Below are 21,362 nucleotides of genomic sequence, written 5' to 3'. Positions count from 1 at the left end.
GCGATTACGATGAACTCATGCCTACCCCTCCTTGGGCCCGCTCAGCTGCCGGGGCCAACACGTATGATCACGCAGCAGCGCGTGTGCTGCCCACTGTCTATGAGCGCACCACCGCCGCCTCCCAGGCGGCCGGAGCCATCAACCTCGGGCAGGGCTTCCCCGACGCCGAGGGCCCGCACTGGATGCGGCAGACGGCTGCGGCGGCGATCACCTCCGAGGTGGGCCCAACCAACCAGTATCCTCCGGGAATCGGACTTCCGGCGTTCCGCGAGGCGGTGGCTGAGCATCAGCAGATGCATTACGGTCTGACCCTGGATCCGCAGCAGCAGGTGTTGTTCACCACTGGCGCCACTGAAGGGATCGCCGCCAGCATCTTGGCGTTCGCCGATCCCGGAAGCGAGGTGGTCACGTTCGAACCGTGGTACGACTCCTACGGGGCGATGGTCGCGCTGGCTGGCGCGGCGCTGCACACCGTGCCATTGACGGCACCGAACTTCCGTCCGGATGTGGCCGCGCTGCGGGCTCAGGTCAGTGACCGGACCTCGATGATCCTGCTGAATTCACCGCACAATCCCACTGGCACGGTCTTCACGGCGGAGGAGATCACTGAGATCGTAGAAATCGCCCGGGAAGCCGGTGCTGTGGTGATGAGTGATGAAGTCTATGAGCATCTGGTCTTTGATGAGTCCGTCCACACTCCGGTTCTTTCCGTTCCGGGTGCGGAAGAGGTCGCTGTGGCGGTCAGTTCGGTGGGCAAGTCGTTCTCCATGACCGGGTGGAAGGTCGGCTGGGTCACTGGCAGTGCGGAGCTGGTCAATCGGGTCCGCGGGGTCAAGCAGTTCCTGTCCTATACCTCGGCACCGGCGTATCAGTGGGCCACCGCTGAGGGCCTGCGCGATGACCGGGGGTTCTTCGCTGCCAACCAGGTGCAGCTGGAAAACTCCCGTGAGCTGGTGATGGCGGGACTGGAGGCAGCAGGCCTGCGCGCGTACCGCCCCGCTGCCGGGTACTTCGTCCTCGCTGATGTGTCTGCTGTGACCGCGAAGAGCGCTGCGGATTATGCGGCGGAACTGATCCAGCACGCCGGCGTCGGTGCCATACCCGTCTCGACCCTCACCCTGCCGAGTACCCAGCGGGATGCCGCCAGCGAACTCAATCACCTGCTGCGCTTTGCCTTCTGCAAGGATGAGCAGGTCCTGGAGCGCGCGATGAGCCGACTGGGTCAGTGGATTCGCTAATCTGAACCCCATGGCCATGAATCAACAGCAACGCACTCGGGTGGTCGCCGCCGGACGCCCGCATGAACCGAACTCGCCGGTGAACCCTCCGGTGGATTTCACCTCTACCTACCGGTACCGCCCGAGTGTGGAGTCGGCACAGGTGTACGCACGCGAGGGCATACCGAGCTTCGAGCCGCTGGAGCGGCTGCTGGCCGAGCTGGAGGGCGGGGCCCACGGCCTGCTGTTTTCCTCCGGCCAGGCGGCGATCTCTGCGATGATGAGCCAACTGCCCCTGGGTGGGCACCTGATCATCCCCCAGCACGCCTATATGGGTTTCTCCTCCATGGCGACCCAGCTGGCTGACAAGGGGCTGTTTTCCCTGCACCGGGTGGAGATCGCCAACACTGAGCAGGTGCTGGCGTGTGTGGAACAGGTCGCAGCTGAGGCTTCTGGCGCTGGGACCGGGGCAATGCTGTGGATCGAGTCACCGACCAACCCCATGCTGGAAGTTGCCGATATGCCGGTGCTGATCGCCGAGGCGAACCGACTCGGGGTGCGCACTGCGGTGGACAACACATTCGCCACTCCCCTGCGACAGAATCCGCTGCGGGCCGGCGCCGATGTGGTCGTCCACTCCGTCACCAAGTTCCTCTCCGGTCACTCTGATGTGGTCATGGGTGCAGTGATCACCTCGGACGAGGAACTCCATGCCGCACTTCATGATCACCGGAGTCTGCACGGGACCATCCCCGGGCCCATGGAGGTGTTTCTGGCGCTGCGTGGAGTGCGGACCCTGGCAGTCCGGTTGGATGCCGCCGAACGCAATGCGGGTTACTTGGCCTCCCGACTCAGCGAACTCGTCGGTCAGCCGAACAGTCCACTCAGCGGGGTCTCCTACCCCGGGTTGCCGGATCATCCGCAGCATGAGCGTGCGGCCGCGCAGCTGAGCGGCTTCGGCGCGATCATCACCCTGGTGACGCAGGACCAAGCTATGGCCGATGCGGTGCTGGAAGAGCTGCAGGTATGGACTCCGGCCACCAGTCTCGGCGGTGTTGAGTCCTTGGCTGAGCGACGGCGCCGCCACCCCGGTGAGCCCGCCACTGTCCCTGAGGGGCTGATTCGGCTCTCGGTCGGCATCGAGGACCCTGAGGACTTGTACGCTGACCTGCTCGGTGCGCTGCGCGCGACCGCACAGGTCGCGTAGCAGGAAAAGACTCTCCGGCGGCAGGCAGGGGGTCCCGCCGCCGGAGAGCGGTCTGGAGGTTACCGGTCAGCGCGTGACCGGTAGTAGAGGATGGAAGCGATAGTCAGCAGCGCCAGCACGGCCATCAGGAGCACCCCGAAGGCGATGAACTGCCAGCCGAACCCCAAGAGGGCGCCGGGCGCAGCTACGGTAGCGGCTTGTGATTGGTCTGATCCGTACATTGCATTTCTCCCTAATCTGTATGGTCCCTGTGACGGTGTCTGTTGTTGATCTATCTGGGACTCATACGGTGGTCCTTTCGGGGGTGACGTGGTGCCACGTCCCAGCGGACCCGGTGAGCTTCTGCCACACGGCCGCCACGTAAGCGGATTGAAGAATCACCGCGTAGGTAAGTTCCGGCAGCACCAGGGCAGCGAACAGCCGGTAACGGAGAGGTTCGTCCCAGATGGTGAGCACCCTCTCGGCCACGAAGATCGCACCGACACCCACCCAGAAGGGCTGGGGGGTGACCGCCCCATACAGGGCAAGCCCAATGAGGGTGAACACGATCAGCCCCCACAGCAGTACCACCGAGAGAGCCAACATGATCTGCTGGCGCACATACGGCCGTACCACGGGATTTCCCCAGTAGCTGGAGACGTTCTGCAGCGCCCCGAGGTTCCAGCGTCGACGCTGCAGGAACAGCATCTTCACCGTGGGCATCATCTCTGTGACGGCGGTGCAGCCCGCCGGTGAGCGAAGCTCCCAGCCGGCAGACTTCAGAGCCAGGGTGATTTCCATGTCTTCGGTGATGGAGTCCTCGGAGTACCAGCGTCCTGTGACGCGACGGACGTCCTCCAGCGCCTCCCACCGAATCAGCGCAGCGGTCCCGGAGAGAACGAACGTCTTGCCCTTGCGTCGGGCCTCCTCGCCGTACCGCGACCACTCCAGGTACTGGCAGACCTCGAGATAACTAGTGGGCCGATGCCCTCTGAAGACTGCCCCGGCCGCGCCCACTTTCGGATTCTCTAGTGCACCCAGTGCGGTGTCGATCCAAGTGGGCACCAACTCGGTGTCTGCGTCCATGATCAGGACCAGGCCAGTCCGGTTCAGCGTGGCCAGCGCCTGATTCAGCGCACCGGCTTTACGGGCCGTGTTGCCCATGGTCTCCATGACCGCCACACCGCACTGGCGGGCCACCGCCACTGTGTCGTCTGTGCTGTTGTCCGAGACCACCAGAATCCCCTGCGGGGCGGTGGTCTGCCGGCGGAGGCTGGCTATGGTGGTCGGCAGCGCATCAGCCTCGTTGTGTGCGGGAATCACGGCGGTGATCATGAGATCACGCGTGGCACTTTTATTCATCACGTTTCCCCCTGAAACAGTCCTAAAAAGCTTCTATGAGATGAAGCTGAATCAAGACTATTTGGGGATTTGTGCCTGCGTAATATGTATTTCTACGACAGTTATAAAATAATAATACTCACTTAGCGCGACGTCGTTCCGTCCAGGGCAAGCCTGTTCCGAAACGCACCACGCAGGAATACGCATCCACTGCACACAGCTTCCAGTGGGCATCCGCAGACATACGACTGCGCTCAGCAGTGAACACCGCAGAGGCCGCCGGGGCTCACCTGGCGAGTAGGTTAAGTGCCGTCAGCTCGACGCGACTGGCACAGCCGTAGCGGTGCAACATCTTGGAGATCGCGGCCTCCACCGTACGCGGCGATAAGTTCAGCGCCCGGGCGATCATCCGTGTCGAATCGCCCCGGTGCAGGCCTTCCAGGATGGCGCGTTCACGGTCGCATAGCGTGAGGCCGCTAAAGGTGTCGAGGATCCAGGACGGTTCCGTCGTGGTCTGGCGCTGCTCCAGGACAACCTTGGCCAACCGGGCCCGCACCTCAGTCGCCAGCTCGTCTCGACGAGCCCACATCGCGGAAAGTATCACCAGTCCGAAGTGTTCTGACTTGGCGCCGATGAAGACCTGTGCGGTCTCCAGCGCGGCGTGATCGTCGGAGGTGGTCAGCGCTTCGGCGAGCATGTAGATCATGCCAGGCCGACCCGACTGCTGGCCCCACGGAGCCTTCAGGACACGACCGGCGGCCGCTGAAGACATGCCCAGGGTGGCCAGCAGAAGCAACTGCTGCTCTTGAATCCACTCCTCTGCCTCCGCCGCCTGATCCGCCAGCACCACGAGCCTAGAGGCCACGTCCCCGTCTGCGGGGCGGCTGCCGATCAGGGCCATGCCCTGCGTGACAAGGCGCAGGGAGGGGAACCCGCAACGGACGGCGCCGGTGCCGACCCGTGGTGCGAAGTCCCGGCGAGTCTGCGCTGAGGTCTGCTCGTCGGTGAAGTCCGCGGCCGCCATCGCAAATGCCGCACTGAAGGGGCCCAGTCCAAAAGGGTCACTGATATCGAAGGCACGAATGGCGGCTGAGGCGTGCAGGAGCGCACTGTGCATCTTGCCTCGCTGCATCGCAACGATCGCCGCTACCACATTGGTCACGCCGGGAAGCGCTGGCCCGCGCACCTCTCGGCCCTGCCAGGTGTGAAAATCCACTCTGACCATATCGGTTCGCCAACCCTGCACAATCATGATCATCAGGAGCACGGCGACCACGATTTCCTCGACATCGGGCTGCCCACCCTCCCGGACCAAGTCATCCAAGAGAGAGGACAGAACCAACCGGCCCAGCTCCGGGTGCCGCCTCAGTCCCAGCCGGACACCCACCCACAGCTGAGCAGTAACAGCTTCCTCCCAGTCCCCGTAGCGCCGCGCTCGCACGAATTGCCGCAGCCATTCGTCTGTGTCGCCAGACTCGGTGGCTTCCACTGCGCAGTCCAGGTGCGGCGTCAGCCCCGCGGCTCCGACGCCCTGGAGCCGCTCCAGCAGGGGCAGGGCGAGCTCTGGGTGAAAGATGCTGAGACGTCGGAGCAGGATGGCGGCACCACGCTGGGTGGCCGCATCGACCCCGGTGCCGCCGGACCCTTCGGCGTGCCGGGCCAACAGCTCCAGCTCCTGGGCAGCCTCCGTGTGATGGCCTTCCGCACAAGCCGCACGTGCCGCCAGGAGCCGCATGGACGGCGGCACCGCCACCAGTCCCCGGTTCAGGTGCTGGATTTGATTGTGCCAGCCTTGTTCAATGCACACTCGGGCCGCGAATTCGGCACAGTCCAGTCGTATCCGCTCCCCGGAGCGCGCCGCCCAGCACACCAGCGACGCCTCAGCAAGGGGACCGCCAGCGTTGAGCGGAATCCGTTTTCCGTATTCAAACCACAGCCGTCTCTCCCCCGCGTCCCGGACGGCCTCCCTGGCGGCGTCGCGAATCGCGGAGGGGTAGACTCGCAGCTCCAGTGATCCCAGTGGTGACTTGTAGTCGGGAGCCAGCAAGGACTGGTTCTTGAGGCTCAGCACGACGTCGGCGGAGAATTCCTCCACCGCCCACTGCTCGGGAATCCGACCAGCGACAGCGGTGATGACGAGCAGGTCCTGCTCCGCGTCGCTGAGTCCGCTGAAGAGGTCCGCTCCCTCACCTGCCAGAGCCTCCCGCAGTGCGGACTCGTCCGGTTCCCACATCCACAGCTCTGCGCGCCGGCGAAGCACACCATAGGCGACCGCCACATCGGCGACTCGCTGTGCCAGGGGCACGTGGCCCCCGCTGAGATCGAGGATCCGGTGCCGAGTGGTGATGCAGGCCTCGGCGCCCAAGTGGGATTGCAGGGCGCTCTCCATGCTCGGCATGTGCAACAGGCGCAGCCCGACTTGGGTGAGCCCGCCGCGCTGTTCCAACTCTGAGGCCAGGGCGGAGGTCTCGGCCTCCCGTCTGCTGGGCAGGACCAGGCGCAGGGCTCCCTGCAGTGCGAATGTCAGCAGCAGCGCAGCGGTCGTCCCGCCCATCTTGTGCGCAGCCTCTGCGACTATCCACGGGACGACTCCGCTGCGGGTCCGGCAACGCTGCGCCCATTGCGCCAAGTGATCCGACAGCCCCAGGTCTTCTGGCAGGGAGGATGCGTTCTCAGCGCGAGCCAGTGCGGTGCCCAGCACGCATTCCTCGTGAGCCGTCGCGCTCGCGAAGTTCACGTGCAGCACCGGAGCACGCTCGCTCAGCTGCTCGATGACCTCGTCCACGCTCCACAGGCCCGGCAGGGTCAGCGCGACGCTTTGACTCTGTGGGACGTCGAGTATGGCCTCCGCTAGTTCCTTGCCCGGCTCCAAGGCGGAGGACTCCACCATCCGGGTATGCAGACTCATTTTGGCTCACCTCCGCTGTGGGATAGCGCAAGCAGCTGCAGACGGGACCCGACACCGAGTTTGCGGTAGATGCTCCTGATGTGCACTTGGACCGTCCGCACTGAAATGTCTAGCTGGGCGGCCACGTCCTGAGCGCTCACGCCGTTGATGAGGCGAGTCGCCACGTCAGCTTCCCTGACCGACAACTGGTCGGTGAAGGTGTGATCCAGGATTCGGGCGCCGGCCTCCCCGTCAGCACCCACCAGACAGAACCGAAAAGCAGGATGCCCTGGGACGCCCCGGCACAGCAGGTCCCGCGCGGAGGAGCTGGGACTCTTCAGGTACGCATGCACCGTCGCCACAATCTCCGGCTCAACTCCGGCCTCCGCGGCCAGAGTCACCAGTGGATGCAGCACGGCTGCGGGAAGTTCGCTGGTCCGGCGCAGCAGCAGGCAGCGCAACGCTGTGCGTTGCATCCCGGGAGCCAGCGGCTGCTGGGCGGCGCTCTCAGCCAAGGTGGGGAGCAGCTCCTGGGCTGGGGCATGCAGGAGCCGCCCCATGAGTACCACCACATCCACGCACACATCTCTGAAGGTGGTGTCCAGGGAGGTGGGTACGTGGCTTGTGGGACCGAAAATCTCCTCCGACCGGCGGCCCGAGACGACGAAGTCCAAGGCCTCGAAAAGCCTACGGGTGAGGTTACCCAAAGGCAGGCCCACCTCAAACTGCAGCCAGAGGTCATCCAAGTCCTCGCGCAGCGTGCCGGCGTCCACACCGCAGAAAATTCCTTTCAGCACCCCCAGCGCGCCTTCTGTCATGGCGTGGAGCAGACGACGGTCAGGCGTCTCACCGGCCGTCCAGTGTTCAGGCAGTACTTCCTCGCTGGGGAACGCCAGGATGCGGGTGAGACCGACACGCTCAATGATCCACGCCAGAGCGACGATGGGCAGCTCTGCGGCGCTGATGCTGGTCACCACCGCAAGAGAGGAGGCGGTGCGCCTAAAGTTTCCAGCGAGGACGGCGGCGTAGGCGTCCAGAGCGGCCCGGGTTGACCGGGCAAGCAGTTCGGCATCGGCAGCGGGCTCGCGGTACCCGAGACGGTGACCAGAGTGGGGGCGGTAGGCGGCCAACGTTCCGGTGGGGGCTGGAAACTTCTCCAGGTACCCCTGGGGCACGAAATCTTCCAGCTCCTCCAGGCGCTGGGCCACTTCATCCATACTCGAGGCACCGCCGTCGGAGGGACGGTAGAGCAGCGCCGAGCGCAGGAACGTCTCCAGTGCCGCGACGTCGACCGGGACCTCAGCACCGGCAGTGCCTGCCAGCAGGGTCCTCAAGGCAGACCTGGGTGCCCCACTGACAGCCAAAATGCCGGCTTCTACGCCGCACGCACGCGGGTCACTGCGCGGCACAGTGCTGAGCAGGAATCGTGCCTGATCAAGCATTCCCCGTTCGAGGTGCTCCTTGGCTGCCCAAATAGCTGCGTCGCGCCCTGGCGGAATCGAGCTGCATTGTTCGTGCAGAATATCTGCTGCGGTCTCTGCCTCGGCCAGGTACTCCTGGCCCGGGGCGAGGATGAGCAGATGTCGGTGACAGTGCCGTGCCATCACGACGAACTCACCCTCGATCCGCACCAATCCCGCTTCCTCACACCAGTCAACGGTGTCCCGGGTGGCCGGATCCGCAAAAAGATTCAGGGTAGGCAGAGCCTCAGCTAGAGCAATCTGCCGCAACAAGTCCACGGTGGACTCGCTGAGCACGCCCTCCAACTTGCGGCAGAACGCCACGGCTGCCGTACGGTCCAGCCACATAGGTGAGCGCAGCACCGCGCTGCGGCCGCTGGTATGGGCGATCCATCCTTCTGCGCGCCCGGTGCGTGCCACACTGCGCAGGTCCTGGGCGAAACAGTTGGTGACCCCGCGGAGGTACTCATACAGAGCAGCTGTCGGCTCTGCGTTGAGGGTCGCTGCGATGGTTTGGCGCACCTCCTCATCAGAAAGTGCAGTCAGCGCCACGCGGAGCCCCCGGTGACCCCGAAGCAAGCGACCAAATCGGCGGCTGACTCGCGACTCTGACGAGCACGTCATCACCACCGCGACCTGCTGGGTGGCAATTGTCATTTCCAGCGTCTCCAGCGACTCCTCATCAAAAAGGTCGACGTCGCGGAAAACCAGAGTTCTCGTGGGCAGACCCTCAGCACCGCGCGCGACCCCTTGTGAGTCCAAGAGGTACCGAACCGCATCATCCGGGGTGTCAACAGACTGAGCTCCGAGGGCTCTCAGCCGCCTGCGCAGCGGGGTTCCAGCCTGAGCCTCCGTGGGACACACCTCGAAGGAGGTGGCCAGGCTGGTCTCCAGACGCTCCACGAGGCGCCCTTTCCCTGAACCGAAGGGGCCCACAATCATAATCAGGGGGTTGTTCGTTCTGCGGTGGTGTTCAGCAGCGAGATCGAGAGGCTCCGATGCCGCCGTCTGAATTTGCCCCATACCTCATCGTACCCAGGAGCCGGCGACGGCAACGGCGCATGTCGGAGCCGCTCGCCCAGCAGGCCGTGCCGCTCTGCCACAATGCCCGTATTTCTTTGCTTCCAGGCCACAGCTCTTGCAAAGACAGATAAACACAGATAAAGTCGTGCTACTTCCACACATGTGGTCCGAATCACTTTCTGGAGGCGGCATGGCGCAGCTCACCCCCGAACGGCATGACAGCATCTTGGCTCGCCTGGACGAGGGGCCAGTCACCGTCCAGTTCCTGGCCGACCAACTGCAGGTCAGTAAGGAGACCATTCGCCGTGACTTGGATGTGCTGCAGAGTCAGGGAAGTCTGCAGCGGGTCCACGGCGGGGCGGTCCCGGCCGGTGCTGCTTCCCGGGTTGAGCCCACGCTGAGTGACCGGCTCGGACGGCACACTGCACAGAAGCAGCGGATCGCTCATACCGCACAGCAGTTCCTGCCCCCAGCTAATGGTGGCTCCATGATCCTCGACGCCGGCACCACCACGGAAGCACTGGCGAACCTCGTAGCCGATACATCCTCAGCTGAGGGTCAGCAGCGGTATCTGATCACCAATGCCGTCCCCATTGCTCAACGACTTGCCTCCTGCCCCGGTGCGCAGGTCGAGATCCTCGGAGGGACTGTCCGTGGTGTCACTGGCGCGGCCGTCGGGTCAGACACCGTCGATGCCCTGGCCAGGCGCCGAGCGGACGTGGCCTTTATCGGCACCAACGGGGTGGACGCCGCCTTCGGTCTGAGCACACCTGACAGCGCGGAGGCGGCGGTGAAGGCGGCCCTCATTCGCGCGGCACGTCACCGGATCCTCTTGGCGGACTCCTCGAAACTGGGCCAGACCACCCTGGTGCAGTTCGCGACCTTGGCTGAGCTTGATGTCCTCATCACAGATGCCGAGCCCGCCCCCGACCTGGCCGAGGCACTGACTGAGGCCGAAGTAGAGGTTGTGATCGCGTGATCCTCACAGTGACCCCCAACCCAAGCCTCGATACCACCATCGAGCTCCCCGGACCACTAACCCCCGGGGAGGTCCACCGCGCCGTCCGCAGCTTCAGCGACCCCGGAGGAAAGGGTGTCAACATCTCCCGAGCCTTGGCAGCGGCTGGGGAGCAGACACTTGCGCTACTGCCCGGGGACCCCAACGAGGCGCTGCTGGCTGCACTGAGTGCCCAAGGGCTTCAGCACCGCACGGTGCCAGTGGGAGCTCCGCTGCGGACCAACATTACGATTACCGATCCTGCCGGTACCACGACCAAGATCAACGAGCCGGGCCCCGTGTTCACAGACGCCACCACCACAGCGCTGGCCTCCCTGGTGCTCGCCTGCAGCCCCACATCCTCATGGGTGGCGCTTGCTGGGTCACTTCCCCCCGGCGCACCGGCTGACTTCTATGCCACCCTGATCCGTGAGCTTCGCCAACGTCACTCCAGCCAGGGCGCACGCATCGCTGTGGACGCCTCTGGTGCGGCGCTCGCCCACGCTATCGCTGCTGAGCCCGACCTCATCAAGCCCAATGCAGAAGAACTCATCGAGCTCCACCGACACCACTGCGGTCCCGCCGCTACCGCAGGATTATCGGGGGCAGCTCTCGAGAATGACCATCAGCTGGCGGCCGAGCTGGTGCGCTCGATGCAGCACCTCGGTCTCAGGGCGGCACTGGTGACTCTCGGAGCTCGCGGGGCGCTGTTCGTCCCTGATGACGCTGACGCCGAGCAGCCGCTGCTCTTCGCTTACGGACCACCTGTGGCAGCGCGCAGCACCGTCGGTGCCGGCGACGCCGCCCTGGCCGGCTTCCTCATCGCCCACCAGCGGGGACAGTCCCCTGCTGACTGCCTCAGACAAGCCACCGCCCAAGGGCGAGCGGCTGCCTACTTACCGGGGTCCGCCATGCCGGGCCCCGCCGACCTCTCTCTCGCCGACGTGGTCGTCGAGGAGCTCCACACAACTATGAAGGGCAACGCCTCATGAGTATCATCACCAGCGAGCTTGTCAGTCTGGATCAGATTCGCGCCACCACACCGCGTGAGGTGATCCAGGCTCTCGCCGAGCACATCGCCACCACCGACCGAGCGGACGATCCGCGGGCACTGTTCACAGACGCGTGGAATCGCGAACAGGAGTCGGCAACCGGCATGCCGGGAGGCTTTGCGATTCCGCACTGCCGCACATCCGCGGTCAACACCCCTACACTGGCGTTCGCCCGCCTTGCTGCGCCGGTGGATTTCGGCTCCAGCGACGGGCCCGCAGACCTGGTGTTCTTCATCGCCGCACCTGCGGGGGCGAATCAGGATCACCTCAAGATCCTCTCCGCCCTGGCGACGTACCTGATGCGTGAGGAGTTTGTGCAGTCCTTGCGCGCGGCAGCCTCAGCCCAGCAGGTAGTGAGCCTGATCCAAGAGGCGGTCGCTCCGGACGAGCAGGCCGTGGCTGACGCTCCGGTCAGCGCCAGCGCAGAGCCGGCGCCCCGGGAGTCCGCAGAAACCGTCTCCTTGGTGGCGGTGACCTCCTGCCCCACCGGCATAGCCCATACCTACATGGCAGCTGATGCGCTGAAGCAGGCAGCCCAGGCGCGCGGCGTCACCATCCACGTCGAGACACAGGGCGCCACCGGTTCCGACGCTCTGCCCAGTGCCGTGATCCGCGCTGCGTCTGCGGTGATCTTCGCCGCGGATGTCGACGTCAGGGAAAAGCACCGTTTTGCCGGAAAACCCGTGGTCGCCTCCCGCGTCAAGCGCGCCATCAATGGCCCCGCAGGCATGATCGAGGAGGCTCTCCGGGCAGCCGACGACCCGACTGCGCAGACAGTCTCCGTCGAGACCGCATCGTTCCCGGAGGCTGACCAGGAGGCGGAGAGCTTCGGCAGAAAAGTCCAGCGAGTGCTCATGACCGGTGTGAGCTACATGATTCCGTTCGTGGCCGCAGGTGGTCTGCTCATTGCGCTGGGGTTCCTCTTCGGCGGTTACAGCATCACCGAGGTCGCCGATGACATCGCCTTCAACAGCGCACTGTGGAACCTCCCCACGGAGGCGGACCTCCCAGAGGACTTCCGCGGCTTCGGAATGCTCGGGGCATATCTGGGTGCGGTCTTCTTCGTTGTCGGCGCCACAGCGATGAGTTTCCTCGTGCCCGCCCTTGCCGGGTACATCGCCTTCGGCATGGCGGACAGGCCCGGGATTGCGCCCGGTTTCACTGCCGGTGCGGTCGCGCTGGCCATGGATGCCGGCTTCATCGGAGGCATCGTCGGTGGTGTCCTCGCCGGTGCAGTGGCGTATTGGATCCGTCAACTGGACGTGCCGCGGTGGCTGGCGGGGCTGATGCCGGTGGTCATCATCCCGCTGATCGCCAGTCTGATTGCAGGCGGCATCATGGTGGTGTTCCTGGGCGGTCCCATCGCAGGGCTCACGGCCGGTTTGGAGAACTGGCTGCAGTCGATGACTGGCACCGCTGCGGTCTTCCTGGGGCTGATCCTCGGCCTGATGATGTGCTTCGACCTCGGCGGCCCGGTGAACAAGGTGGCCTACTCCTTCGCCGTGGCTGGTATTTCTGCCGGTGTGGGCGCGGAGAGCGAAGCACCGCTGATGATTATGGCCACGGTCATGGCCGCCGGCATGGTCCCGCCCCTGGGCATGGCACTGGCAACGTTCCTCGACCGGAAGCTCTTCACGGTGGTGGAACGCGAGAACGGCAAGACTGCGGTCCTGCTGGGTGCTGCGTTCATCTCTGAAGGCGCCATTCCATTCGCCGCAGCTGACCCGCTGCGCGTGCTGCCCGCGTCCATGGCTGGTGGCGCCGTGACCGGTGCGCTGACCATGAGCTTCGGAGTGACCTCCATCGCCCCGCACGGTGGGGTCTTCGTGCCGTTCGCCATCGGCGGGTTCCCCCTGTTCCTGCTGGCGGTGGTGATCGGGGCGGCAGTGACCGCCGTCACGGTAATCGCTCTGAAGCGCTGGGTCCGGAAGCAGCCGGCCGACGCCGCTGCCGCACCGGCAGTTCCGGCGACGGTCTGAGTTCCCCAGGAACGCAAGAAACCCCTTGTCAGAGCAATCTGACAAGGGGTTTCTCCGCTTTTCACCTGGTGACCCCAGCGGGATTCGAACCCGCGTTACCGCCGTGAGAGGGCGGCGTACTAGGCCGCTATACGATGGGGCCCTATGCAGTTGTGTCGAGCTGAGCTGCGAGACTGAACTGCCCGTCTCACAACAATGCCCTCGTTGCCGAGGGCGACTACATCCTAGCAGGATGCTTGCCTGATCCTCAAATCAGACCGCTGGGCTACTAGGACTCGAACCTAGAATAACGGTACCAGAAACCGACGTGTTGCCAATTACACCATAGCCCAATGCTTACCGGCCTAGCCGGAGCAACAGCACTCAATATTACAGTACAGCCAGCCGGAGCGACAACTCAGCTTTGGGCCAGCACCATGGCGCGGAATCGTCTCATCCGCTTCAGTGAGGATTCTCTCCCCAACAGCTCCATGGATTCGAACAGGGGCGGTGAGATCTTGCGACCTGATATCGCCGACCGGACGGCTCCGAATGCCTTGCGCGGTTTGAGCCCCATATCCTCAATGAGCGCCTGGCGCAGAGCGGCTTCGATCTGCTCGGTGCTCCAGGAGGCCTCGTCGATGGTCTCCAAGGCTGCGGTGGCGGCGTCGAGGGTTTCCAGGACCTGGTCTCCCAGTCCGCTGAAGGCTTTGTCCTCCACTGTGAGCTCCTCATCAGCGACGAAGAGAAAGCCCATCATGTCCGCGCCTTCAGCCAACAGAGCAATACGCTCCTGTACCAAGGGGGCGGCTCCGTGCAGCAGTTGCTGCTCCCGTGTGCTCAGCTCCTGCCCCACCAGGTTCAGGGCCTGCAGATAGGGCACCAGTCGATCGCGGAACACCTCGGGCGCGAGCATACGGATGTGAGTTCCGTTGATGGCCTCAGCCTTCTTGACATCAAACCTCGCCGGATTGCCGAGGACGTCAGTGATGTCGAAGTTCTCAATAAGCTCCTCGACGGTGAAGATGTCTTCATCTGCCGACAGTGACCAGCCCAGCAGCGCCAGGTAGTTCAGCAGTCCTTCGCGGACGAAGCCACGCTCGCGGTGGTGGAAGAGGTTCGATTCGGGGTCACGTTTGGAGAGTTTCTTATTGCCCTCCCCCATCACATAGGGCAGATGACCGAAGGCGGGCATCCGCTGGGCCACGCCTACGGCGTACAGCGCACGGTAGAGAGCGATCTGGCGCGGTGTGGACGACAACAGGTCTTCACCGCGCAGCACATGGGTGATGTCCATCAGCGCGTCATCGACCGGGTTGACCAAGGTGTAGAGCGGCTGACCGTTGGCCCGCGCCACCACGAAGTCCGGAGCAGAGCCGGCCTTGAAGGTGATGTCGCCGCGGACGAGGTCGGTGAAGGTGATGTCCTCGTCAGGCATTCGCAGACGCAGCACAGGTTGGCGGCCCTCGGCCCGGAAGGTCTCCACCTGCTGCGCGGTCAGGTCCCGGTCATAGTTGTCATACCCCAGTTTGGGATCCCGGCCGGCCGCGCGGTGGCGCTGCTCCACCTCTTCGGGGGTGGAGTATGACTCATAGACGTACCCACCGTCCCGGAGCTTATCGAGCACATCGCGGTAGATGTCCATGCGCTGGGACTGGCGGTACGGCTGGTGCGGACCGCCAGTCTCCACACCCTCGTCCCAGTCGATTCCGAGCCATTGCAGCGCCTCCAGCAGCTGCTGGTAGGACTGTTCAGAGTCGCGCTGCGCGTCGGTGTCCTCGATGCGGAAGACAAGCTTGCCTCCCGTGTGCCGAGCATATGCCCAATTGAACAGGGCAGTGCGGATCAGCCCTACATGGGGGGTGCCGGTCGGCGAAGGGCAGAACCTCACCCGCACCTGTGTGCTGGGGTCCACGGTGGGGATCTCTGAGGGTCCGGCGGCAGGTGTGCTCATCACGTCGTGGTGCTCTCCTTGAGAATTATGTCGGACCGCAGACCTCTGGGGTGCTGCGGTCGGGGCGCGAACTAGGACCGGAAGGTGTTTCGCAGGATGCCGATGCCCTCGACCGCTGCCTCGAAGCTGTCTCCGTCGGCCAGCAGTCCCACACCCGCGGGGGTGCCGGTGAGAATCACGTCTCCGGGCAGCAGGGTCATCGCCTCCGAGATGTAGGAGACCAGCTCAGGGACCCCGAAGACCATTTGTGAGGTGTTGCCGTCCTGGACGGTCTTGCCGTTGTGTGTGCCGGTGATCCGCAGGTTCTCCGGGTCCAGTTCGGTTTCGATCCACGGGCCCAGTGGGGCGGAGCCGTCGAAGCCTTTGGCGCGGGCCCACTGTTTGTCGGTGCGCTGGGCGTCCCGGGCGGTGACGTCATTGGCCACGGTGTAGCCGAAGACCACTTCCGGGACGCGGTCCAGGGGCACGTCCTTGCAGATCCGCCCGATGACGACGGCCAGCTCGGCCTCATAGCTGACCTCGTCGGAGAAGCTGGGCAGCTTCACCGGTTCATTGGGTCCCACGACCGCAGTGTTGGGGATCAGGAACAGCAGAGGGCTGGCCGGCAGCTCACCGCCCATCTCGGCGGCGTGATCAGCGTAGTTCTTGCCCACGCCGATGATCTTTGACCGCGGGATGATCGGCGCGACGAGGCGAACGTCGTCGAGCTGGTGGGTCTGGCCGGTCTCCTGGATGCCCTGATAGAAGGGATCACCAGCCAGCTGGATGATCTTCTCCTCGCCGGGTTCTCCGGTGACGAGGCCGTAGGCGGGGTCAGAATCGGTGACAAATCGTGCAATGCGCATGCAGACACTCTATCGGTCGGGCGCTGCGCCTCAGGCCAACCGGTGGAGCCAGCCGTGGCGGTCCTCGACGGTACCGGTCTGGATGCCCAGCAGTTCATCGCGCAGGGACTGGGTCACCTCGCCGGTGCCGGTGGAGGCGATGCGGTGGTCGCCGTCGACCAGTTCACCGATCGGTGTGATGACGGCGGCGGTGCCACAGGCGAAGGCCTCGGTGATCTCCCCGCTGCGCACACCGCGGTCCCACTCGTCCAGCGTGATCCGCCGTTCCTCCACCGTGAGCCCTCGATCCTTGGCCAGCTGGATCACTGATGATCGGGTGATGCCTTCGAGGATGGTGCCGGTCAGCTCAGGCGTGAGCAGTCGGCCGTCGTTGGTGACCAGGAAGACGTTCATTCCACCCAGTTCTTCGACTGCGTTCTCGTGGAGCGGGTCCAGGAACAGCACCTGCTGGCAGCCGTGCTCTGCCGCCTGCTGCTGAGCGATGAGTGACCCGGCGTAATTGCCGCCGGTCTTTGCTTCGCCGGTGCCACCGGGGGCAGCGCGGACATAGTCCCGGGAGACCCAGATGCGCACCGGTTTCAACTCGCCGCCGAAATAATTGCCCGCAGGTGAGGCGATGACTCGGTAGGTGACCTCTTTGGCCGCGCGGACACCGAGGAACGCCTCGGTGGCGAACATGAAGGGACGCAAGTACAGCGCCTCACCTTCCCCGCCGGGTACCCATGCCTTGTCTGCGCGCACCAGCTGCTCCAGTGAGGCGATGAAGAGCTGCTCATCGAGCTCGGGCAGCGCCATGCGGCGAGCTGACTTGTTCAACCGCGCGGCGTTGGCCTCGGGGCGGAAGGTGTAGATGCTGCCGTCGCTGTGCAGGTAGGCCTTCATGCCCTCAAAGACTTCCTGCGAATAGTGCAGTACCGAGGCCGCCGGGTCCAGAGCAATAGGACCGTACGGCTCTACCCGCGCGTGGTGCCACCCGCGCTGTTCGGTCCAGTCGATCACTGCGGTGTGGTCGGAGAAGTTGGTGCCGAAGCCTGGGTCGGCCAAGATGCTCTTGATCTGTTCAGCTGAACGTGGAGCGGGGTGGTCGACGATCTCGAACTGCATGTGGGGCCCTTTCTAGTCCGTCAGTGCCTTGATTCTACTGACGTATGCCTCTCCGCGCTCGGTGGTGCTCAGGCCCTGTCCCGTGTCCTGTTCGGCCCATTGGCTGAGCTGGGTGTGCACGGCCCGCTCGATGCGCGCCGCAGCTTGATCCAGTCCCAGGTGGTCCAGCATCAGTCCGGCGCACAGCACCGCAGCGGTGGGATCGGCGATCCCTTGCCCGGCAATATCGGGGGCGGAGCCGTGGACAGGCTCGAACATCGACGGTGCGGTGCCTTCACCATTGATGGAGGCCGAGGGAGCCTGGCCGATGCCACCGGAGACGGCCCCGGCCAGGTCGGTGAGAATGTCGCCGAAGAGGTTGTCGGTGACGATGACGTCAAAGCGCTGCGGGTCGGCCACCATGTGGATGGTAGCGGCGTCGACGTGCATGTAGTCCCAGCTGACCTGCGGGTACTGCGCAGCATGCTCTTCGACGGCCCGCCGCCAGAGGTTTCCGGCGTGGGTGAGGACGTTGTGTTTGTGCACCAGCGTCAGGCGGCCTCGGCGGGAGGCGGCGCGCCGGAAGGCGTCGGCAACCACACGCCGCACACCATGAGCGGTGTTGACCGAGACCTCGGTGGCGATCTCGTGCTCCGAGCCGCGGCGCAGAGTTCCGCCGTTGCCGACATAGGGCCCTTCGGTGCCTTCGCGCACCACCACGAAGTCGAAATCCTCAGCTGCCGCCAAGGGTGTGGGGACTCCCGGATATGTGCGGGTCGGGCGCAGATTGATGTAGTGGTCGAGCTCAAAGCGCAGCTTCAGCAGCAGATCGCGCTCAATCACTCCGGAGGGAATCCGCTTGTCCTGGGGATCAGCCCCGACGGCGCCGAAGAGGATGGCGTCGTGTGCGCGGAGGCTCTCCAGGGTCTCCTCATGCAGGGTCTCCCCTGTCTTCAGCCAGTGACTGGTGCCCAGTTCGTAGTCGGTGTACTGCAGCGTGGTGTCCTCGTGCGCCAACGCGGCGTTGAGCGCCCGGCGCGCCTCGGCGATCACTTCAGGGCCGATCCCGTCGCCGCCGATGACGGCAATGCTGAATGTCTGGCTCATGTGGTCTCCTGGGGATCTTCGTGACGGGGGAAGATGGGCTGGGGCTTGCTGATGGGCGTGCCCGGGGCCAGCTTCTGCGCAAAGGCGGCGAAGGCACGCGGGCCGGTGTTGGAGGCGTTGGTGGCTCCGGCGTCACCGCCGGGGGCGACCCCTAGGGCGTCGAGAAGCTGTGTGGCCGAGCCGGGCATCACCGGTTGGATCAGCAGCGCCACCCGACGCAGGACCTCAGCGGTGACGTAGAGCACGGTGCGCATTCGGGCTTCATCGGTCTTCTTCAGCTGCCAGGGCGCCTGGTCGGCGAAATAGGCGTTGGCTTCACCCAGTGCGAACCAGGTGCGCTCCAACGCCCGATGGAACTGCTGGCCCTGGTAGGCCTCACGGGAGACCTCCAAGAGGGAGTCTGCCTGCTGAAGGATCTCCGTATCAGCCTGCCGCAGCTCCCCCGGCTCCGGGATGGCTCCAGCACAGTTCTTCGCGATCATGCTCAGTGACCGCTGGGCCAGATTCCCCAGATTGTTGGCCAGATCCGAGTTCTTCCGGCCGACTACCGCGTCATGGGTGTAGGAGCCGTCCTGTCCATAGGGGAATTCGCGCAGCAGGAAGAAGCGAACCGCGTCGAGCCCGTAGGTCTGGGTCCAGGCGGCCGGGGCCACCACGTTGCCCACGGACTTCGACATCTTCTCCCCGGCGTTGTGCAGGAACCCATGGATCATCACTCGGCGTGGAAGCTCCAGACCGGCGCTCATCAGGAAGGCGGGCCAGAAGATGCAGTGGAAGCGGGAGATGTCCTTGCCGATGATGTGCAGGTCCGCCGGCCACCGCCGCTGAAACTCCTCGGAGTCGGTGTCTGGGAAGCCCACGCCTGTGAGGTAGTTGGTCAGTGCGTCCACCCAGACATACATCACGTGGTCGAGGTCGGTCTCACCGGAGGTGAGCTCTTTGGGCACCGGGACACCCCAGTCGAACGTGGTGCGGGAAATGGACAGGTCCTCCAGTCCGCTTTCGACGAATCGGATGACCTCGTTGAACCGGCTGGCCGGTGCGGCGAATTCGGGGTGACTGCTGTAGAGGTCGAGCAGCTTCTGCTGGTAGGCGGAGAGCCGGAAGAAGTAGCTCTCTTCCTCCGTCCAGGTCACCGGGGTGCCGGTTTCCGCTGCGTAGCGCTGCCCGTCCTCGCGGACCTCGGTCTCATCATCGGCGAAGAACCGCTCATCGCGCACCGAGTACCATCCGGCGTACTTGTCCAGGTAGATGTCGCCGGCCTCCACCATGCGGCGCCAGATGGCCTGTGAGGCGAGGTAATGGTCCGGGTCGGTGGTACGGATGAACCTGTCGTAGGAGACGCCGAGCACCTCATCATCGACCCGCTTGATGGCCAAGGCGTTGCGGGTGGCCAGTTCGTAGGGGGTCAGCCCCTCCCGCTGCGCAGTCTGCTGCACCTTCTGGCCGTGCTCGTCGGTGCCGGTGAGGAACCGGACGTCGAATCCGTCAAGGCGTTTGAAACGGGCCATCACATCCGCCGAGATGTACTCATAGGCGTGGCCGATGTGCGGTTCCCCGTTGGGGTAGGTAATTGCGGTGGTCAGATAGTAGGACGGGCGGAGGGCCATGGGTGCTCGCTAGCTCTCTTCCAGGTCGACTTCAGCGGCCAGTGCGGCATCGACCTCGCTGGCGATGGCTTGCAGCACTCCGGACGGCAGCGCCACATCGACTGCCAGCACAGCCAGGGCGCGGCCTTCCTTGGTGTTCTGGCTGACCTGCATACCAGCGATGTTGACCTGGTGCTCGCCCAGGATCCGGCCCAGGGTCCCCACCACGCCGGGCCGGTCCCCGTATTCGAAGACGACCAGGTGGTCGGTCAGGGTGATCTCCAGGTCGTAGCCATTGATGCCTACGATCTTTTGAATCTGCTTCGGGCCGGTGAGCGTCCCGCGGACAGAGAGGTGCTGCCCGGAAGAGGTCGCGGCCCGGATGGTCAGTGCATTGCGGTAGTCCTCCACCTCAGTGGTGGTGCTCAGCCGGGTGGAAATGCCCCGCTGCTCAGCCAGGACTGGGGCGTTGACGTAGCTGACGGGGTCATTGACCACATCGGTGAAGATGCCCTTCAGCGCGGCCAGTTGCAGAGCAGAGACGTTAAGCTCGGCGATCTCGCCGGCAGCTTCGGTCTCGATGTCGGTCAGCGCCTCAGAGGACAGTGCGGTCAGCACCCGACCGAGCCGTTCCATCAGCGGAATACCGGGACGGACCAGTTCGTCGATCGCCCCGCCGGCGACGTTGACGGCGTCGGGGACCAGTTCCCCGTCCAGGGCGAGCCGGACCGACCGCGCCACCGAGACCCCGGCCTTCTCCTGTGCCTCATGTGTCGAGGCACCCAGATGCGGGGTGACCACCACGTTCTCGTGGGCGAAGAAGGGCAGATCAGTGGCGGGTTCTGACGCGAAGACGTCCACTGCGGCGCCGCCGATGGTGCCCGCTGACAGGGCGTCTTCAAGGTGGGCTTCGTTGATAAGTCCCCCGCGGGCGACATTGACGATGAAGACCGAGTCCTTCATCTTCGCGAAGGCCTCGGCGTTGAGCATGCCGATGGTCTCCGGGGTCTTCGGCATGTGGATGGTGACCACATCGGCCCGGGCGTAGAGCTCGTCCAGGGAGACCAGTTTGGCGCCGAGCTGGTGGGCCCTGGCTGAGGTGACGTAGGGGTCGTAGGCGACGATGTCCATGCCAAAGGCGGCCATGCGTTCGGCGACCAGACCGCCGATTCGGCCGAGGCCGATAACGCCGAGGGTCTTCTCCGAGAGCTCCACACCGGTGTACTTGGAGCGCTTCCACTCCCCGGCCTTCAGCGCCTGGTGGGCCGGGGACACATTTCTGGCCAGTCCCAAAATGTGCGCGCAGGTCAGCTCCGCCGCCGAAAGAATGTTGGAGGTGGGGGCGTTGACGACCATCACTCCCGCGGCAGTCGCGGCGGCGATGTCCACGTTGTCCAGCCCGACGCCGGCCCGGGCCACGACCTTCAGCTGCCGAGCGTGGCTGAGCAGCTCAGCATCGACTTTGGTAGCAGAACGCACCATGAGGGCGTCGGCGGTCGCGATGTCGGTGAACAGGCGCGGCCTGTCCGTACCGTCAGACTGCAGGATCTCGAAGTCGGGGCCGAGGGCCTCAACGGTGGCCGGCGAAAGCTCTTCGGCTAGGACTACGACGGGACGAGTGCTCACGGGTTCCTTCTTGTTCGAATCACTGGTGCATGACAAG

At 64.7% G+C, this 21,362-nt stretch carries 15 protein-coding genes and 2 tRNA genes; 5 read left to right on the top strand and 12 right to left on the bottom strand.

The genetic code is table 11. The features are described 5' to 3' along the window. The first annotated feature begins 17 nt into the window (after positions 1-17). Together FEF27_RS04700 and FEF27_RS04695 are read left to right on the top strand one after the other, a co-directional pair. Positions 18-1,238: an aminotransferase class I/II-fold pyridoxal phosphate-dependent enzyme gene (locus tag FEF27_RS04700; protein WP_138169697.1), complete on the top strand. Its 1,221-nt coding sequence runs from the start codon at positions 18-20 to the stop codon at positions 1,236-1,238. Positions 1,239-1,248: 10 nt separating this feature from the next. Then, a complete protein-coding gene (locus FEF27_RS04695; protein ID WP_341805673.1) occupies positions 1,249-2,424 on the top strand; it encodes a trans-sulfuration enzyme family protein in 1,176 nt (391 codons plus the stop codon). Positions 2,425-2,483: 59 nt separating this feature from the next. Here FEF27_RS04695 and FEF27_RS13300 read toward each other — a convergent pair whose 3' ends face one another. The 4 genes from FEF27_RS13300 to FEF27_RS04680 all read right to left on the bottom strand — a co-directional run bounded on the left by FEF27_RS13300 (position 2,484) and on the right by FEF27_RS04680 (position 9,114). After that, positions 2,484-2,645, bottom strand: a complete 162-nt coding sequence (locus tag FEF27_RS13300; RefSeq protein ID WP_166429912.1) for a hypothetical protein — start codon at positions 2,643-2,645, stop codon at positions 2,484-2,486. A gap of 61 nt (positions 2,646-2,706) precedes the next feature. Beyond that, the gene (locus FEF27_RS04690) at positions 2,707-3,765 is read right to left on the bottom strand and encodes a glycosyltransferase family 2 protein (protein WP_138169696.1); all 1,059 of its coding nucleotides are present in this window, start codon (positions 3,763-3,765) and stop codon (positions 2,707-2,709) included. Positions 3,766-4,030: 265 nt separating this feature from the next. Next, positions 4,031-6,652 carry a LuxR C-terminal-related transcriptional regulator gene (locus tag FEF27_RS13465; RefSeq protein ID WP_208009675.1) on the bottom strand — a complete coding sequence of 874 codons (2,622 nt, stop codon included), beginning with the start codon at positions 6,650-6,652 and terminating at the stop codon, positions 4,031-4,033. After that, positions 6,649-9,114, bottom strand: coding sequence for a LuxR C-terminal-related transcriptional regulator (locus FEF27_RS04680; RefSeq protein ID WP_138169695.1), 2,466 nt, complete (start codon positions 9,112-9,114; stop codon positions 6,649-6,651). Before FEF27_RS04680 ends, FEF27_RS13465 begins: the two co-directional genes overlap by 4 nt. A 190-nt stretch (positions 9,115-9,304) precedes the next feature. Between FEF27_RS04680 and FEF27_RS04675 the strand changes: the two genes are divergently transcribed. Genes FEF27_RS04675 through FEF27_RS04665 form a run of 3 tightly spaced genes read left to right on the top strand, consistent with a single transcriptional unit; the run spans position 9,305 to position 13,142 of the window. Then, positions 9,305-10,093: a DeoR/GlpR family DNA-binding transcription regulator gene (locus FEF27_RS04675; RefSeq protein WP_138169694.1), complete on the top strand. Its 789-nt coding sequence runs from the start codon at positions 9,305-9,307 to the stop codon at positions 10,091-10,093. Next, positions 10,090-11,103: a 1-phosphofructokinase family hexose kinase gene (locus tag FEF27_RS04670; protein WP_138169693.1), complete on the top strand. Its 1,014-nt coding sequence runs from the start codon at positions 10,090-10,092 to the stop codon at positions 11,101-11,103. Before FEF27_RS04675 ends, FEF27_RS04670 begins: the two co-directional genes overlap by 4 nt. Then, the gene (locus FEF27_RS04665; RefSeq protein ID WP_138169692.1) at positions 11,100-13,142 is read left to right on the top strand and encodes a PTS fructose transporter subunit IIABC; all 2,043 of its coding nucleotides are present in this window, start codon (positions 11,100-11,102) and stop codon (positions 13,140-13,142) included. Before FEF27_RS04670 ends, FEF27_RS04665 begins: the two co-directional genes overlap by 4 nt. 66 nt (positions 13,143-13,208) lie before the next feature. Here FEF27_RS04665 and FEF27_RS04660 read toward each other — a convergent pair. From FEF27_RS04660 to serA, 8 genes are all read right to left on the bottom strand, one after another. Next, positions 13,209-13,284, bottom strand: a tRNA-Glu gene (locus tag FEF27_RS04660). 118 nt (positions 13,285-13,402) lie between these two features. Beyond that, positions 13,403-13,474, bottom strand: a tRNA-Gln gene (locus FEF27_RS04655). A 65-nt stretch (positions 13,475-13,539) separates the two neighbouring features. Further along, the gene (gene gltX / locus FEF27_RS04650; protein WP_138169691.1) at positions 13,540-15,075 is read right to left on the bottom strand and encodes a glutamate--tRNA ligase; all 1,536 of its coding nucleotides are present in this window, start codon (positions 15,073-15,075) and stop codon (positions 13,540-13,542) included. A 71-nt stretch (positions 15,076-15,146) separates the two neighbouring features. Continuing rightward, positions 15,147-15,920: a fumarylacetoacetate hydrolase family protein gene (locus FEF27_RS04645; protein ID WP_138169690.1), complete on the bottom strand. Its 774-nt coding sequence runs from the start codon at positions 15,918-15,920 to the stop codon at positions 15,147-15,149. A gap of 30 nt (positions 15,921-15,950) precedes the next feature. Next, a complete protein-coding gene (locus FEF27_RS04640) occupies positions 15,951-17,024 on the bottom strand; it encodes a branched-chain amino acid aminotransferase (RefSeq protein ID WP_138169689.1) in 1,074 nt (357 codons plus the stop codon). 12 nt (positions 17,025-17,036) lie between these two features. Beyond that, positions 17,037-18,110 (bottom strand): 3-isopropylmalate dehydrogenase, encoded by a 1,074-nt coding sequence (locus FEF27_RS04635; protein ID WP_138169688.1) that lies wholly within the window; start codon positions 18,108-18,110, stop codon positions 17,037-17,039. After that, positions 18,107-19,720 carry a methionine--tRNA ligase gene (gene metG / locus FEF27_RS04630; RefSeq protein WP_138169687.1) on the bottom strand — a complete coding sequence of 538 codons (1,614 nt, stop codon included), beginning with the start codon at positions 19,718-19,720 and terminating at the stop codon, positions 18,107-18,109. Before metG ends, FEF27_RS04635 begins: the two co-directional genes overlap by 4 nt. A gap of 9 nt (positions 19,721-19,729) precedes the next feature. Continuing rightward, positions 19,730-21,325 carry a phosphoglycerate dehydrogenase gene (serA, locus tag FEF27_RS04625; RefSeq protein WP_138169686.1) on the bottom strand — a complete coding sequence of 532 codons (1,596 nt, stop codon included), beginning with the start codon at positions 21,323-21,325 and terminating at the stop codon, positions 19,730-19,732. Positions 21,326-21,362 lie beyond the last annotated feature (37 nt).

Origin of the sequence: Nesterenkonia sphaerica, assembly GCF_005771565.1 — a bacterium.
GTDB classification, from domain to species: Bacteria; Actinomycetota; Actinomycetes; order Actinomycetales; family Micrococcaceae; genus Nesterenkonia; species Nesterenkonia sphaerica.
The sequence above is the reverse complement of the archived record's forward strand: the minus strand, read 5'-3'. Positions and strand labels throughout refer to the sequence as shown.

Bases quoted from the DNA above. Each gene is read 5' to 3' on its own strand.
- FEF27_RS04680 (WP_138169695.1), bottom strand. From the start codon at position 9,114: ATGGGGCAAATTCAGACGGCGGCATCGGAGCCTCTCGATCTCGCTGCT.
- FEF27_RS04695 (WP_341805673.1), top strand. From the start codon at position 1,249: ATGGCCATGAATCAACAGCAACGCACTCGGGTGGTCGCCGCCGGACGC.
- FEF27_RS04665 (WP_138169692.1), top strand. From the start codon at position 11,100: ATGAGTATCATCACCAGCGAGCTTGTCAGTCTGGATCAGATTCGCGCC.
- FEF27_RS13465 (WP_208009675.1), bottom strand. From the start codon at position 6,652: ATGAGTCTGCATACCCGGATGGTGGAGTCCTCCGCCTTGGAGCCGGGC.
- FEF27_RS04640 (WP_138169689.1), bottom strand. From the start codon at position 17,024: ATGCAGTTCGAGATCGTCGACCACCCCGCTCCACGTTCAGCTGAACAG.
- FEF27_RS04675 (WP_138169694.1), top strand. From the start codon at position 9,305: ATGGCGCAGCTCACCCCCGAACGGCATGACAGCATCTTGGCTCGCCTG.
- FEF27_RS04635 (WP_138169688.1), bottom strand. From the start codon at position 18,110: ATGAGCCAGACATTCAGCATTGCCGTCATCGGCGGCGACGGGATCGGC.
- metG (WP_138169687.1), bottom strand. From the start codon at position 19,720: ATGGCCCTCCGCCCGTCCTACTATCTGACCACCGCAATTACCTACCCC.
- FEF27_RS04690 (WP_138169696.1), bottom strand. From the start codon at position 3,765: ATGAATAAAAGTGCCACGCGTGATCTCATGATCACCGCCGTGATTCCC.
- FEF27_RS04645 (WP_138169690.1), bottom strand. From the start codon at position 15,920: ATGCGCATTGCACGATTTGTCACCGATTCTGACCCCGCCTACGGCCTC.
- FEF27_RS13300 (WP_166429912.1), bottom strand. From the start codon at position 2,645: ATGTACGGATCAGACCAATCACAAGCCGCTACCGTAGCTGCGCCCGGC.
- gltX (WP_138169691.1), bottom strand. From the start codon at position 15,075: ATGAGCACACCTGCCGCCGGACCCTCAGAGATCCCCACCGTGGACCCC.
- FEF27_RS04700 (WP_138169697.1), top strand. From the start codon at position 18: ATGCCTACCCCTCCTTGGGCCCGCTCAGCTGCCGGGGCCAACACGTAT.